8 protein-coding genes are annotated in these 15,346 nt (G+C 54.7%); 3 read left to right on the forward strand and 5 right to left on the reverse strand.

The window, feature by feature from the left end; genetic code table 11:
* The first annotated feature begins 18 nt into the window (after positions 1–18).
* The 3 genes from SELIN_RS13970 to SELIN_RS07785 are packed head-to-tail and all read left to right on the forward strand — an operon-like array spanning position 19 to position 3,535.
* Positions 19–2,352, forward strand: a complete 2,334-nt coding sequence (locus tag SELIN_RS13970) for a response regulator (protein WP_013506118.1) — start codon at positions 19–21, stop codon at positions 2,350–2,352.
* A 55-nt stretch (positions 2,353–2,407) separates the two neighbouring features.
* On the forward strand, positions 2,408–3,040 hold the full coding sequence (locus tag SELIN_RS07780; protein WP_041725984.1) for a lysophospholipid acyltransferase family protein: 633 nt from the start codon (positions 2,408–2,410) through the stop codon (positions 3,038–3,040).
* 51 nt (positions 3,041–3,091) lie between these two features.
* Positions 3,092–3,535 carry an SH3 domain-containing protein gene (locus SELIN_RS07785; RefSeq protein ID WP_013506120.1) on the forward strand — a complete coding sequence of 148 codons (444 nt, stop codon included), beginning with the start codon at positions 3,092–3,094 and terminating at the stop codon, positions 3,533–3,535.
* 1,234 nt (positions 3,536–4,769) lie between these two features.
* On the opposite strand, the gene SELIN_RS07800 is transcribed toward SELIN_RS07785, so the two are convergent.
* From SELIN_RS07800 to sppA, 5 genes are all read right to left on the reverse strand, one after another.
* On the reverse strand, positions 4,770–8,795 hold the full coding sequence (locus tag SELIN_RS07800; protein ID WP_013506122.1) for a flagellar hook-basal body complex protein: 4,026 nt from the start codon (positions 8,793–8,795) through the stop codon (positions 4,770–4,772).
* Positions 8,796–8,892: 97 nt separating this feature from the next.
* Positions 8,893–9,639, reverse strand: a complete 747-nt coding sequence (locus SELIN_RS13975) for a flagellar hook assembly protein FlgD (RefSeq protein WP_013506123.1) — start codon at positions 9,637–9,639, stop codon at positions 8,893–8,895.
* 13 nt (positions 9,640–9,652) lie between these two features.
* A complete protein-coding gene (locus tag SELIN_RS07810; protein WP_013506124.1) occupies positions 9,653–11,782 on the reverse strand; it encodes a flagellar hook-length control protein FliK in 2,130 nt (709 codons plus the stop codon).
* A 156-nt stretch (positions 11,783–11,938) separates the two neighbouring features.
* Positions 11,939–13,444, reverse strand: coding sequence for an Rne/Rng family ribonuclease (locus SELIN_RS07815; protein WP_013506125.1), 1,506 nt, complete (start codon positions 13,442–13,444; stop codon positions 11,939–11,941).
* Between the two features lie 22 nt (positions 13,445–13,466).
* Positions 13,467–14,447 (reverse strand): signal peptide peptidase SppA, encoded by a 981-nt coding sequence (gene sppA / locus SELIN_RS07820; RefSeq protein WP_013506126.1) that lies wholly within the window; start codon positions 14,445–14,447, stop codon positions 13,467–13,469.
* Between the last annotated feature and the right edge of the window lie 899 nt (positions 14,448–15,346).

Here is a 15,346-nt window from a genome sequence, read left to right on the forward strand (position 1 = left end):
GAGAAAAAAGGGGGACGGATGGCATTTTACTATCAGTACCAGTACACTGACCACTTTATCCTGGAGTACCATACTCCTGAAAAAGCCCCCTGCATCTCCATTGAAAAGATAAATGATCAGCTCACCTTCTTTGCCCTGTCCAATGACACGCATTTGAGCGACCTGTTGCTGAAAAGCTTGCGCGCCTATGTCACGGAACACCGGTTTTTCACCAGCTATAACTTTGTCCCTTTTCTGCGCGAATACGCACGGGGCGAACTCACCCTGAAGCACCGTCTGCTGCTGGGAGTCCTGGACCAGGGCAGCCAGACCCTGCGCTTTATCAATTTCGGCATGTACTATGTGCTCTTCAAGGATACGGATGGACGGATTTTCACCGCCCGCGATCACGAAAACACCCTTTCCGAACAGCCCACGCCCTTTCGCGTCCAAGTATACCCCCTCAACGATATTCAGAGCGTCTTCTTTGCCAACAATTCCAGGCTGCTCAGCATGGCTGAAGCCAATATGGCCCTGCTGACCACCAAAAAACAGTTTCTGTATGTGCACAGTGCACTGGAGGATGTACAGCCGACTGCAGAGACCGGCTCCTTTCTCCTCATCAATCACCTGCCAGCCGGCTCCGTCACGATCCTCTCCCGCGAGACTGTCACGCAGCCGAATCTGGATGCCCTTTCCAACCTTGAAATACGATTCGAAGCCTCTTTGGCGGCTTCAGGCCTCCACGAGGAGCTGGCGGACAATGCCATGCTCATCTTCCATGAAATGCTGCTGAACGCCTTTGAACATGGTGTACTGCGCATGACATCGGAACAGAAGCAGGAGCTGATCCGCAGTGGACAGTACGAAGGCTTTATCATTGAGCAGGAAAAGGCCTGTACCGGCCAGATTGATATCAGCTGTGAACTTTTTGCGAACCGGGTGCTGCGCATATCCATCTCCGACAGCGGTGACGGTTTTGAGTACGAAAGTTACCTGCGGACAAAGGCGACAGAAACCCAAAGCCTCTTCCATAACCGTGGAATCAAAATTACCCAGGAGCTCAGCGATGGCATGTATTACTCAGACCAGGGGCGACAGGTTCACCTGATCCTCTCCCTGACCAGTCTCTCCGCCATTACTCAGCACAGGAAAACGACCCCGGAGGAAGAACTGCAGAACTCACCGCTGCGGGATGTGTCCATACTCTATGTAGAGGATGACGAACTGACCCGGGAGCTCTATGTTCGTCTGCTCAAGCGCATGTCAAAATCCCTCCATGTGGCGGAAAATGGCCAGGAAGGCCTTGAGCTGTTCCATAAATTTCATCCGGACATCATCCTCAGCGACATCCAGATGCCCGTCATGAACGGCCTCGATATGGCACGGGAAATCCGCCAGCACAACCGCGACATCCCGATCCTCCTGATAACGGCCTTCTCCGACAAGGACCATATCCTGAGCGCCATCGACGCCGGCGTCGATCGTTTTATCAACAAGCCCGTCCAGCTTGGCAAGCTGCGCATGCACCTGGAACATTACGCACGCATCATCCAGATGCAGCAGCAGCTCCAGAAACGCCTGGAGGAGGAACAGCGGCACCGCGAAGAGGAGTTTTTCGCCCTCAAGGACAAGAGCAGACGCGAAGAGCAGCAGCAGAAGGAAGCCTTCGCCAAGGAGGAGCTGATCATCCATAACGACGCCGCAACGCTCGAAGGAATCAGAGCCGAGGTATTCTACAAGCCCCAGGATATCCTCAGCGGCGACATCTACGGAATTTTCAGAATCGATGAACGCCGCACCCTTTTCTATATCATCGACAGCATGGGCAAGGGGATCGGCGCCTCCGTCACCGCCATTCTGTCGGCATCATTCATCAACCAGTACCTCAAGACCACACCCAAAGCAACAGCTCCATCATTACAGGATATAGTCACCACCTATGCCGACTATATCAAGAGCTACCTGCTTGATGACGAGGTCATTTCCCTCTCCATGGCCTGCATCGACACACAGAGCCTGCTGATGGAGTACAGCTCGTTCGGCATGTACCCGATCTTCATCAAGGATATCGACAAGGACAGCCTCCATGAGTGCCGCACCAATAACCTGCCGCTTATGATCTACTCCCAGGATATCCGCATCGACCAGTTCACGCTTCCCCGCAACTTCCATATTCTCATCTACTCTGACGGACTGTGCGAAAACGATGATTTCAGCGGTACGGAACTGCGGAGATCCTTCGTCAAAAGCCACTGCCTGAATGACATCCTGCAGGACTTCTTCAAGGCCACCAATAATCAGGAGCCGGTACCTGGCTCTGATGACACCAGCATCCTCTACATCAGCAACCAGAGTGTCGCACACCCTTGACAACACGCGGCACCTGGGTCATATACATGCACAATCATACCGGATGGGGAAGACTGTGAAACAACGACTTTATCAGTTTTATATCGGCTTTCTCGTGAACTTTAGCCGAATGCTCTTCTTTGTTCTGAACAGACTGCAGGTGAAGGGGGATCAGTACATTCCCACTGACGCCAGGGCCGTCCTGTACGTTTCCAACCACGTCAGCTTCCTTGAGACCATGGCCATTCCCATGACCATAGTGGGACGACAAAAGGTGCACACCTTGCGTATCGCCGCCAAAGAAGAGCTTCTCCAGATACCCGTCATCGGCCGCGTCCTGCGCAGCATTCACATCATTCCCGTCAAACGGGGCAGCGGAGCGAAGGCCTATGCCGCCATCCTCCAGAACATCCGCCAGGGTAACTCCATTCTGGTCTTCCCCGAGGGCACCAGGGCCAAAGATGGCATCATGAAACGGCCCAAGCGCGCCATCGGGAAACTCATGCATGAATCGGGATTGCCCATCGTTCCCATCCGCGTTGATGGGCTGCATACCTGGAGGCTGTGGAAACTGGGGCAGAAAGGTGCTCTCACCTTCGGCGAACCCTTTGCCATTGATGAAATACTCCCCGTCAATCAGGACGAAGAAGCCATTGACTACCAGCTTGTCGCTGATAAAGTCATGGAAAAAATACGCTCACTTTGCTAGAGTACCTGCCATGTTCACCCGAAAACAGCACCACTTTGTATTGAGGGAACCATGAAAAAACTGCTGCTTCTGTTTATCTTCATACACACTCTGGTTCTTACGGCAATCGCCGACAATTATGTTGCCGTTACCGGCGATCGGGTCAATCTGCGCGCGCAGCCCTCCACCAATGCCGAAGTCCTCTGGACCCTGGGCAAGTACTTCCCCTTGAAAGTGCTGAAGCAGCAGGGTAACTGGTATCAGGTGGAAGACTTCGAGGGTGACAAAGGGTGGATTCACAACAGTGTTGCCAACAAGGAAAACCGTGGCGTCATCGTCATCCGCAATAATGTAAATGTGCGCAGCTCCAACTCCACCAATAGCGATATTCTCTTCCGCACCAGCTATGGCGTTGCCTTCCGCATCATTGGTCAGCGCAGTAACTGGTATCAGGTTGAACACCCCGATGGTCACCAGGGATGGATTCGCGGTGATCTGCTGTGGGGCGCCAAGTAATCTCCCGTCTCTGACTGGAGCCATTGAGGGGATGGGGTACGCAAAGCCTGGCTTCCCATTTTTCTCTGCGCCTGCAAAAGTACTCTTCCAGCTTTTGCCATTGCCTTTATGCCTGTACGTCCGCGTAATCTGCGGACACGTTTTTTCCCTCATTCCCCAAAATCCCCTCCATGCCTTCTGTTTTCCTCCCTCGCCTTTGCTGTGAACGAAAGTTTCGTATCCCATAATTTTCATATAAAACATTAAAAATAACTCAACTTTCGCACCTTGTCGCGCTGGGCTAAGGTGTTGCTATAATGAGATTTACCATGAGGAAACAGTGTATATTTTGCGTACTTGACTCATCTGGCATCACTTTTCGTTTCCGGATATTGCCCTTTTTGACCGCCCAAAAAGGGCACAAAAACGCGCCCCCCGAACGCCCGTTTTTCCGGCTTATTGCTTGCCTGTTCTGGAGATCCGGCAGACACTGCGTCCCTGCAGTGCTGCCGGACCACTCACTTCCTGTGAGTGTCCCGTTCGGGTCTTGCCAGCCAGGCGTCGCACTCACCGGACGGGCTCAGGGGGGAACGGCCTGCTCCTGTTTCTCCCCCGTGTGCTGGCCCAGCCAGGACGCGAAGACTGGAACGCTATGGACCCGCAGGGTTGACGCCACGAGGGCGGCAACCGCAAACCAAAAACCACGGAGGGCGGTTGTTTGCGGTCCCCAGTTCCAGGCAAGCGGGCGGCTGATAAGGACAGCACTGGGGGTCGCTTCCCAGCCACTTTTTGCGGGTAAAAAGTGGCAAAAGAAACTCGTGTATATGGTGAGGATAATGTCAAGCAACGCAGTCTGTGCAGAACCACTTCCTCCATTCCAGCATGGCATCAGGGTCGGTGCCGATAACCTGCAGTTTCGGAGGTGAAACCTCGAGTTTGCAGAAAAAAATTCCCGCCTGCGGAGCAGGCGGGAAAAACCAAATACGATGAGCGAAGAATATTGTCATGTCCACTTCCCTGACGGGAACCATGGATAGTGGCAATGTTTCTCTTCCTGTTCCACACAAAAGCCGCTCGAATCTTTTGGGTTTCACTTGCCTCTGGTGTATCCCAAGGGCCTGGTACGCCACGAGGGCAGAGGTACGGACGCGTGTCTGCCCGCGGAAGATCACTGCCGTGCCCCTCAAGGGGGCAACCCTGAGAGCCTGGTCACCTTGCCAGCGCTCCCCGGATTGCCCCCCGAAGGGGGGATTGTTTAGCGTTTCATGTTCAGGACTTCCTGAATCATGCTGTCCGAGGTGGAGATGATGCGCGAGTTGGCCTGGAAACCACGCTCGACGATGATCATCTGGGTGAACTCCATGGAAAGGTCTACGTTACTCATCTCCAGGGAGTTACTGATGATGGTTCCGAATCCGGCTGAGCCGGGAGCAGCATAGTTGGGCTGTCCACTGGCATTGGTGGAGACAAAGAGGGAATTCCCAACCTTGGAAAGGCCCTGAGGGTTGGTGAAGTCCGCCAGGGTCAACTGAGCCAGCGGACGGGAAAGGTCGTTACTGAACAGGCCGTAGACGATACCATTTTCATCAATGGAATAGTCTTCAAGCGTTCCTTCCTTATAGCCGTTCTGCCGCTGTTTAGTGGTATCAGACTTGCTGGCGTACTGGGTAAAGCCGTCAAACCCGCCACCAGGCGTGCCCATGTCGATGACGACCTCCATTGGGTTGGCACCATTGTTGGGAACGATGAACAGCGGGCCACCGATCATCATTTCCAGGCCGCCATCGGGGCTGAAAGTAATGCTTCCCTCCGGCAGGGAGAGCGATCCGGCGCCGCCGGTGATCTCAGCTGGTTTGGGTACGCTGGCCTTCCAGGTCCACTGGTTCACATTACGCGGATCAGGGTCCTTGTAGAATTCAAAATCCAGAGAATGAACAAAGCTTTCGGAGTCAATGATATTGACCGTGGTGGCATGATAGCCTCCGGAAGCCAGCTGCTCCACACTCAGGGAGGTGGTGATGGCGTTGAAAATGGGGTTGCCCGGCACCGAGAGCTTCAGGTCGAGGATGGAGAAGTGTTCGCCATCATCGCCGTTGATGACAATAGAGCCATTCTCATTGACGTAGACACCCTTGTTGTTCTTGAGGTTCAGGGACTGCTCCAGGGCGTAGGCCAGGTCTCCCAGGGTGGTGTCGCTCTGTCCCAGGTTATTGTTCACCGACATGGAGGAGCTGAACTGCTGCCCCATACCAAGGGTGGCACTCAGGGAAATGCGGTCGTTGGTACCCAGGCCAAGGCTCGTGCCATTGCTGTTATAGAGACGTGCCAGCTTGGTGTCTTCGTTGGCACTGGTCAGGAAGCGCTCCGACGTTGACATGGAACCGGTCAGCAGGGTCGCGGGCAGGTTCAGGGCCTGGTTCAGGCGCGCCGAAGAGGTAATGATCTCGGCACCGGTGATATGGTGGTTAATGGGGCCACGCAGGATACCGGAAGTGCCGGCCGCGCTGACATTGAGGTTGCTGAATGGGCCACTTGCCGTGGTGTTCAGCTGGTGGCGCAGATTGATGTCACGGCCCACATAGTTGATGGGGCCTGTCATGCCGATCTGCATGGTACGGGCCGAAACACCAGCTGAGAAAATTACATTGCTCAGGGGCTCAAACAGGGGATTCAGCAGATCCTGATAGGCCGCATCAACGCCGGCATTGATAGAAACGCTCAGTTCGGCCAGTCCACCACTGCTGGGGTTTTTAAATTCGAAATCCTTGCCGGTCCAATTAACAATAAAGCCCGTGACCCCTGCAGCTACAAGCTGATCCTGAATATGGGCGGCGATATTGGCCATGGAGGTCATGGCAGTGGCATCGACGTTAATGGTGGTCAGAACCGTCTGTCCGGGGCGACGGAAGGTGATATCGAAGTTGGCCCCGTCAAAATCTGTACCATTAAAACCAAAATAATCGGTGGCTTCAAAGTCAGCATTCACCGCGCCCGTTGCCGTGGCATCAAAATTCAATCGTCCGTCCTCTTCCAGGGTGACATTCACATCGGCCAGGGCAGGGTTGGTATTGATGATGGTGATCAGTTCGTCCAGGGAGCTGAAGTAATAGGCTCCCGCGTTGCTGTTATTGCCACGAATCCCTTCAGGGTCATAGACAAAGGTGGCAATCTGGGGAACATCAACACCGGCCACGTTCACTGTGCCCGTGACCACGGAGATGGCATCGTTGGCGTCCTTAAAGCCCATCTTCTGCAGCGTAAAACCACCGTCGTGATTGTTATCATAGGTGATCTTGCCACCCAGCTGGTCGGACGTCTTGGGGTCGGCGCCGAAGATAAAGTCGCCAGTCAGATTATCCAGATACTCGTTGACGGCCTTGTCGTTGCCCACATTGGTGCCGCTGTAGCTCACCTGAATATTGCCCAGGTCAAACCCGGCGATATTGGCGAAAGCCAGGCGACCACCATCATTGTAGGCGCGTATGAGGTTCATGGCGTCGGTGGAAATGGAACCATCCTGGCTGTCACCAACGGTATAGGCGCTGAACGCGGTACTGACCGTGGTTCCGGCAGGAATTTTCACACCCGACGAAAAACTGAAGCGGATCCAGTCACCAGCACCGTTGACCTGCACCAGGTTGGGATCGGTGGCGTGGATGGTGACAAAGTCACCGGCGGCAAGCTCAATGCTGCGGTAGAGACCATTGGGGTCTTTGCTGCCATCATAGAGGGTCATGGGAGCGCCACTGGTGTTGGTGACGACGGTGCCATTCTCCAGGCGCTCGGAAAGGCGCACACCATCAGCCTGCATGCCCGTATAGGGAGCATCGACGTTGACCTCGTAGCCAGCCGGGAAAGCGGTGGTGTGATTACCGGGGGCAAAGTCGGAGTTGATCTGCATGATCAGCTCATCAAGAGTTGAAAAAGGTTTGGCCATGTTATCCACGCCGCCAATGGCAGTCGTGTCGAGGGAAACAGGGTTGGTGGCCGTGGAGTAGTAGTACTCCTGGGTCACCAGGTTGCCCTTGACTTCCATGGAAATGCGGATACGGTCGTTGCCGTCCTGGAAGTTAAAGACGCTGATATCGCCGATATAGGCGCGGCTGGTGGCGCTGACATTCTGCATGGAACCCTGGAGGCGGGCAGTCAGTTCTTCCAGGGTATTGAAGTCAAGCCCCTTGTTGTACTGCTCCTGGAAGAAGAATTCGCTGGATGTCTTGACGCCGTTGGCGTTGTACTGACCATTCAGGCTGGAAATGACGTTGTTGAATTTGGTGTTGGCGGGAACGCTGCTTGACTCCATGCTCAGATCCATGCTCTCGCGGGCCGTGACGCGCAGTTTTCCTTCCACAATATCAACACTCTGCACATACCCGGCAAAGCGCTCTTCGATTTTTCGCGCCAGCCCTCCCAAGGTACTGAAGATGTTATCATTGGAGTCAAAGTCCCGCGGAATACCATTGGCACTGTATTCATTTGAGGCGCTGGGACGGTAGCGGAAGGTCACCGTCTCCTGGACACCATCCTTGGTGATGGTCACCTTGAAGGTTTCGTTGTCCACGATGCTCAGACCGGTGTCGGCAGAATCGTAGAGCTGACCCATGCTGGTAAGCGCCGTGGCGTGGGACTTGAAGGTCACCGCCTGGTCATCGAGGATGGAGAGGGCATTGCCCTGTTCGTTGAAGAGTGTGGAGAGATCCTTGTTGCCGTCGGCAGCAGTGCGCAGGACCGGCGTACTGAGAATGGTTCCCGAAGCTTCAGCGTTCAGGTTCCCACCTAATTCGACATTACTCGTGGGAGAAGCCGGAGATTTTATTCCTACGGGAATCTGGATGTTACCCACAACGGTGGTGGGGTTGATGGTAAACTCGCCGTACTGGTTCTGGGTTGCCATGCGGCCCTGCATGACCAGACCATCGGGGGTGACCATCATCCCCTCTTTATTGAAGGTAAAATTGCCGTTACGGGTAAAGAAGTTCTGGGCGCCGTTGGAGACGACGAAGAAGCCACGTCCGGCAATGGCCATATCAGTGGACTTATTTGACGCCTCAATACCACCCTGACTGAAGATAAGGTTGGTGGAGTTGACCCGCGTACCAATACCCACCTGCATGGGGTTAACGCCGGATCCGCCGATGCTGATACTCATGACATCAGCAAAACCGGCACGGGCTTTTTTATAGCCGAAGGTGTTTACGTTGGAAATGTTGTTACCGATAATATCCATCGACCGCTGATGATTGACCAGACCGGATACACCGGCATACATGGATTGCAGCATGTTTGTGCTCCATAATAGTGTAGTATGCCTCCGTGCATTGTATTTTCCATCCCTGTAGTGTTTATGAAGTGCCCGGCTCCTTACCGGACACAGTCCTCTATGTCATATCGGACTCAGTGTCTTCCTCACCCCCTGAACCCGGATCCGGCATGCCTCCTGAGATGTTCGGCATATAGAAGCTCTCCAGCTCCTCCAGCAGGAACTCTTCATTGTTCATCATAAACAAGCTCACCCCTCCTTCATTGCGCACAGCGGTAATGAGTCCATAGGTATAGTTTTCCACTTCCATGGGATTGCCATCATCACCAAACGCCACCACCCGGTAGGTGTAGTGACCGTCCGGCAGAACCTGCCCGGAAGAATCATAGGCGTCCCAGGCGATGCTGTTGACGCCTTTGCCAAGGGCCCCCACATCAAGGCGATCGATAAACGAGCCCTGGGAGTTGTAGATCATTATCTGTACTTCATCGGAAGCTTCGGGCAGTTTAAACTCGATATTCTGGGTCATGCCCTGGTAGGCCTGAACTGTATTGCCAAGGGCGCGTGCTTCCAGACCGATATAGGCGGCGGCGTTGAAGTTCATGGTCTGCTGCTGCATGGCCACCAGTCGATCCACAGCGGCCGTCATGTTGGTCAACTGCTCCAGTTGGGAGAACTGCGCCGTCTGGGCAATCATCTGGGAGTTGTCCTGGGGGTTGGTGGGATCCTGATTGCGCAGCTGCGTAATCATCAGATGCAGGAAAGCATCCTTGTCCATCTCCTTCTTGGGTAACTCGGGCTTCAGAGTGCTCCAGTCATCAATGTTTCCGATGTTCCGAACTGGTGCTGATGTGTTCATTGGCATGAGAGCCTCCTTGTCAAACGGTTATATCCAGAGCGTCCGACGTAGCGATGGCACCGGTTTCACGGGTGTCATCGACATGTTCATGGTTTCCTTGGTTTTGGTGTGTTTCGGTATCATGATTCCGCGATCCTCCGTCGCGCTCACCTTGCTGATCATTGCGGGCGTGACGGAATTCCTCGGAAAACTGACTTTGGTTATCCTGGGCTGCGGACTGATGAGCTGGCTGAACTATTTCAAAACGCTCAACGCGCAGGCCCATGTTGCTCAGAGCCTCCCGCAGCTGTGCAGCCGCGCGCTGCATGTTTTCGCGCAGGCCACTGTCTTCCACCATCAGGCGACCCACCAGCTGGGCATTCTCAATGGAGAGGCGGATATGCACCTTGCCCAGATGCTGCGGATTCAACGCGACCGTAATGGTCTTCAGTGAGCCGCTTTGATGGACACTGACTTTGCGCAGTATCTGGTCGATGACACTGTCCATGTCAACCCGGCGCCCGGCAGACTCCGGGGCAGACTCCGGTGTCAGTGAACTCTGGGTTGCACTACTGCCCTGCTGTCCGACAAACGGCTGTCCTGCTGGCGTCGAGCTGGTGCTCCCTGCTGCCTGAAGAGTCACGGAGGACTCGGCATGTGCCGATACCGGTGTGGCTCCGGTGGCAGTTACGGTGTTTTCCCGCCCGGTGGCAGAAGTTTTTTCCGTGGGCAGCGTGCGCGTGGGCCGCTGCTCTTCCTGCAGGCTCTCATCTTCGGCTTCCAGAGCTTTGTTCATAACAGCCCTGGCAAGCTCGCTGTCGCGGCCCTGGGTTTCCTTTGCCATGGCCGCCTGGGCGACAACCGGTTGTCGTGCGACTGCCGCGCTCTGCCTGTCTACAGTTATTTCAGCAGCAGACCCATTGTGTCGGTTCGCATTCTGCTGTTTTCGGGAGAGCTCCTCCTCCAGGGATTCGCTGGAAGCGTCCGAAGCCACAACCCGACTCATGGCTTCCACCAGCTGGCGCAGGGGTGACTTCTCCAGCAGAGCTTCAAACCCCGCGTATTGACGTGGTGTAGCTATATTATCCGCCTGGGCTGTTCGTCCAGGATTCTGGTTCGCCTGAATCAGCATGCCCATGGCGGCAAGGGATTGGCCAAGCTGACGGGCTACCTCGGTCCCTTCAGCGGTTTCGCCCACAAGGCGCTGCAGTGCCTGCTCCGTCGCTGGCTGCTTCTCATGCAGCCCCAGGCTTTCGATATCACGCATCAGCTGCACAAAATGCTGCATGCCTTCTTCACCATCAAGCACCTGGGCCAATATCTGTCCATCATGCTCTGGTGTCATGGATCGGCTCTGGCGTACCTCTTCCATCATTGCGCTCATGGTCATCAGGCCCTGGAATACCTGGGCTATACCGGCCGGCAGATCATCGGGCTGCAGGCCCGCCTCATCCATCAGGCGCATGAAGAGCTCACCTGCCTGCTTCATGAAATGCACAAGAGTGCCGAGTTCTTCCGCCAGGTCAGTTCTGGCGAGAAGGTCTGCCGGGATATGGGTATCAGGATCTTCCACTGCAGACTCATCGGGCGCCACTACGGTTTCCTGTTTCTGGAACAGGGCACCAAAGAGCAGGGAGCGCTCAAGGTGATGATATGCCTGTACATCCTGATCCTTGTCGTCTTTGCCCTTGCGGTGGGCAGAAAATTTTTCAATCAGGAGCGTCAGATCACGGAGCTGTTGGGGGGAGAGTTCAAAGGAACTTTTTTCCAGATTCATCACAGTGCTGTTGAAGTCCATAACTTCTGCAATCAGCGCACGTCCAATGGAGTCGGGAGGAAGGACATTCTGATTGAGAATATCCTGCAGGGCATGGTTGAACTGGGGAGTCAGTACGTCCGACTGGGCCAGCTGGCGCAGGCTGCGGCCGGAAAGGGGCAGTGACTCAAGAGCTGTCTGCAGTTCCTGTTTCAGTCGCTCCATGGCCTTTTCGGCTTCAGGGACATCTGCAGGAAGCAAAGGAGAATTTTTTTCACTGGCTCCCTTGTCCATGGACTGGAAGAGGAGCTGCAGGAAACCACCTTGCTGGCCATCGGCCATGGCACTTCCTGTACCTTTATCTGCTTTTTTTAGAAGGGGAAAGTTCCCGATGTCGAGAATCTGGGTGATCAAGCTACACCTCCTGTCGTACAGGAGTGTCCTGCATGTAGCGTGCCAGAAATGAAAACAGGGGAAGTGCCGACCACAGGCACAGAAGAGTTCGGCGCAGGCGAGGCAGAAGTGGTGGCCTCCAGAGCGCGCAGCACCACCGCTTCTTTTCGCGGGAAACTACAGGGGAACTATCTCGTAGTGCTCCTGATGAAAATGGGGGTTGGACTTGATGACCAGCTTGACGCAGCAGTCCTCTTCCAGCTTTTCCACATATTCGGCTTCTTCGGAGAACATGATATCAGCCACATCGGCATAGGCCTCGATATAGAGCTTCTTGCCTTTGTAAATACCGGCGATACGCTGAATCTCCCGGAAAATATCGTAGCAGACGGTGTGGGGCGACTTCAGGAATCCGCGTCCCTCACAGTAGTGGCAGGACTCATACAGCACGCGCCCGATGCTGTCACGCACCCGCTTGCGGGTCATCTCCACCAGTCCCAGTTCGCTGACAGGTAATACGTTGGTTTTGGCCCGATCTTTCTTCAGGTTCACCTCGAGGGCCTGCAAAAGCTTCAGGCGGTTCTCCTCTTCCTCCATATCGATGAAGTCGATGATGATGATCCCACCGATATTGCGCAGTCTGAGCTGGTAGCAGATTTCGCGGGCGGCCTCCAGGTTGGTCTGCAAAATAGTGTCTTCCAGATTCTTCTTCCCCACATAGCGCCCGGTATTCACATCGATGGCCGTCAGGGCCTCAGCCTGGTCGATGACAATATAGCCACCCGACTTCAGCCAGACCTTCTTGTTACTGAGCTTGTTCAACTCCACTTCGATATTAAAGGCGTCGAAAAGAGGCTCTTTGCCATGGTACAGCTCAATGCGATCAAAGAGGTGGGGCAGCAGTCGCGATGCGAACTCGCGACAGCGCAGGTACTCCGCTTCATCATCAATGTAGAGCGTCGCGACTTCCCGCGTGAACAGGTCACGCATGGTCTTCAGGATCAGATCAAGATCCTGATAGAGGAGTGCCGGGGCCTTCACCTCCCCGGCCTTCTTCATGATCACATCCCACAGGTTGGTCAGAAAACTCTGGTCACTGGCAAAATCCTCTTTTTGACGGTTCTCGGCAACAGTGCGCGCAATCAGCCCCATGCCCGCCGGTTTGAGATCATTAAGGATGCTGCGCAGACGGTGCCGTTCCTGTTCCGAAGCAATGCGACGTGATATGCCGATATGGTCGATGGTGGGCATCAGCACCAGGTGTCTGCCGGGAAGGGTGATGTAGCTGGTGATACGCGCGCCCTTGGTGGAAATGGGCTCCTTGGAAACCTGCACTATCAGCTCATCGCCAAGGCGCAGGATTTCGTCAATGGGAGGATATTCCGCGCTGCGGGCTTTTTCGCCGTTGGCATCGCCATCTTCAAGATCCGGCAGTGCGGCATCAACACCCAGCTGCTCGCGTCCAAGATCAGCGACATAGAGAAAGGCTGCCTTTTCCAGACCGATATCCACAAAAGCCGCCTGCATTCCGGGCAGTACCTTTGAGACGACCCCCTTGTAAATATTCCCCACAATGCCGCCTTCGCGCTTGCGTTCGATGAGAATTTCACTCAATTCACCATTTTCCATATAGGCGACGCGGGATTCATAACTGCGATGATTGATAAAGATAGTTGTTGACATGTATGTGGCAGATCCTTCCTGATTATTCGTACTGGGGAGCCCAGAGATAGTAAAAACCGCTCTTCAGGGATGCCATGTGGCCCACAAAGCCAAAATCGACCAGAGCTGGGCCCGGAGCACTGTTCGTCATGGTGTTATAGACATTGTCATTTGCGTAGGCACTCCGGCGATAAACAACCACCCTGGCATCGGGGCTGGCACCGGAAATTTCTGCAGCCCGTGTGAGCACGCGGGGAAAGTGCAGAACCTCGTCTATCAGACCCACTTCAAGGGCCTGGCTGGCAGTATAGATTCTTGCGCTCGCGACATCGGCCATGTGTTCCGCCGAAAGCCTGCGGCGCTGCTGCACCAGTTCAAGAAAGAAGCCATTGACATCATCAACCATCTGCTGAATCAGCTCCTGCTCTGCAGGCAGCTCAGGGCGGAAGGGACTGCCCATATCCTTCAGGGAGCCAGACCTGGTAACCTGCGCCTCAAGCCCAAGTTTCTCCATGAGCCCATGCACCTTCGGACGGATGAAGATCGTGCCCACCGATCCCGTGATGGTTGCAGGGTGAGCCGTAATAAGATCTGAAGCCAGGCTGATGTAATAACCGCCTGAAGTTGCCATTCCCATCAGACTTACCACCACCGGAGTGCCCGTTTCAAGACGGAAACGCTCAATTTCATGATAGAGGATATCACTGTCAACGGTCGTCCCCCCAGGAGTGTCCACGGTCAGGATAACCGCCCGGATTAAAGGATCACGACGCGCCATATCCAGGTGGGCAACCACCTCCTGCACCAGACTGGGCTTGGTGGTCAACATTCCCTCCCGGGGAGTACTGGAAATAAAACCCTGGATGGGGATGACCAGAATCTTATCCTGGTGAGTCCCCTGCAGCACCTGCTCCTCCAGAGGATCGGAGTAGCGGGGGAAGAGGGTGATATTGGCAGGAGCACAGCCTGCAAGGAGAAGGGCGCAGGCCACATACAGTGAGAAAATCAAGTGTGATATCTTCATAGGTGTTCCTCTTGTTTCTGGCATAATATTTTCATAAGAATTCACTCAAGTTTCGCATCTTGTCGTCTTAGGCTAAGGCACTATTATTCTGACATTTATCGCGCGGAAACTGTATTGATTCTGAATGCTTGACTTATCTGGTCTTCCACTTTTCGCCTCTGGATATTGTCCTTTTTGACCGCGCAAAAAGGACACAAAACGCGCCCCCCGAACGCCCGTTTTTCCGGCTCGCCTGCTCGCCTGTTCTGGAGATCCGACAGACACTGCCTCCCTGCAGTGCTGCCGGACCACTCACCTCCTGTGAGTGTCCCTTCGGGTCTTGCCAGCCAGGCTTCACACTCACCGGACGGGCTCAGGGGGGAACGGCCTGCTTCTGTCTCTCCCCCGTGTGCTAGCCCAGCCAGGACGCGCCGACTGGAACGCTATGGACCCGCAGGGTTGACGCCACGAGGGCGGCAACCGCAAACCAAAAGCCACGGAGGGCGGTTGTTTGCGGTCCCCAGTTCCAGGCAAGCGGGCGGCTGAAAAGGACAGCACTGGGGGCCGCTTTTGCGCCACTTTGGGCGGGTCCAAAGTGGCAAAGAAACTCATAGACAAGGCGAGGGCAATGTCAAGAAACGCAGTCTGTGCAGAACCATTTTGGCCATCCCAGTATGGTATCCAGGTCGGCGCCGACAACCTGCCGCTTCGGGGTGCGAAACTTCAGTTTGAAGTTTTCGAATACAAGAAAGACAATTCCCTCTCGCAGATCCGCTGGGAACGCAGGGAAGACGACAGCCAGATACACTGTCCCCATGGTGTATTCGCCGCGTTCCCCGCGTCCCGTGTGAGCGCAGTGAACGGGCGAGAGACCGATTTCACTCTTCTTGATTTGTATTCATTCGCGTGTATTCGCGGTC

It is taken from the genome of Desulfurispirillum indicum S5, assembly GCF_000177635.2.
GTDB lineage: Bacteria > Chrysiogenota > Chrysiogenetes > Chrysiogenales > Chrysiogenaceae > Desulfurispirillum > Desulfurispirillum indicum.

Excerpts from the sequence above, each read along its gene's own strand:
- sppA (WP_013506126.1), bottom strand. The coding sequence starts at position 14,447 with ATGAAGATATCACACTTGATTTTCTCACTGTATGTGGCCTGCGCCCTT.
- SELIN_RS07815 (WP_013506125.1), bottom strand. The coding sequence starts at position 13,444 with ATGTCAACAACTATCTTTATCAATCATCGCAGTTATGAATCCCGCGTC.
- SELIN_RS13975 (WP_013506123.1), bottom strand. The coding sequence starts at position 9,639 with ATGCCAATGAACACATCAGCACCAGTTCGGAACATCGGAAACATTGAT.
- SELIN_RS13970 (WP_013506118.1), top strand. The coding sequence starts at position 19 with ATGGCATTTTACTATCAGTACCAGTACACTGACCACTTTATCCTGGAG.
- SELIN_RS07800 (WP_013506122.1), bottom strand. The coding sequence starts at position 8,795 with ATGCTGCAATCCATGTATGCCGGTGTATCCGGTCTGGTCAATCATCAG.
- SELIN_RS07785 (WP_013506120.1), top strand. The coding sequence starts at position 3,092 with ATGAAAAAACTGCTGCTTCTGTTTATCTTCATACACACTCTGGTTCTT.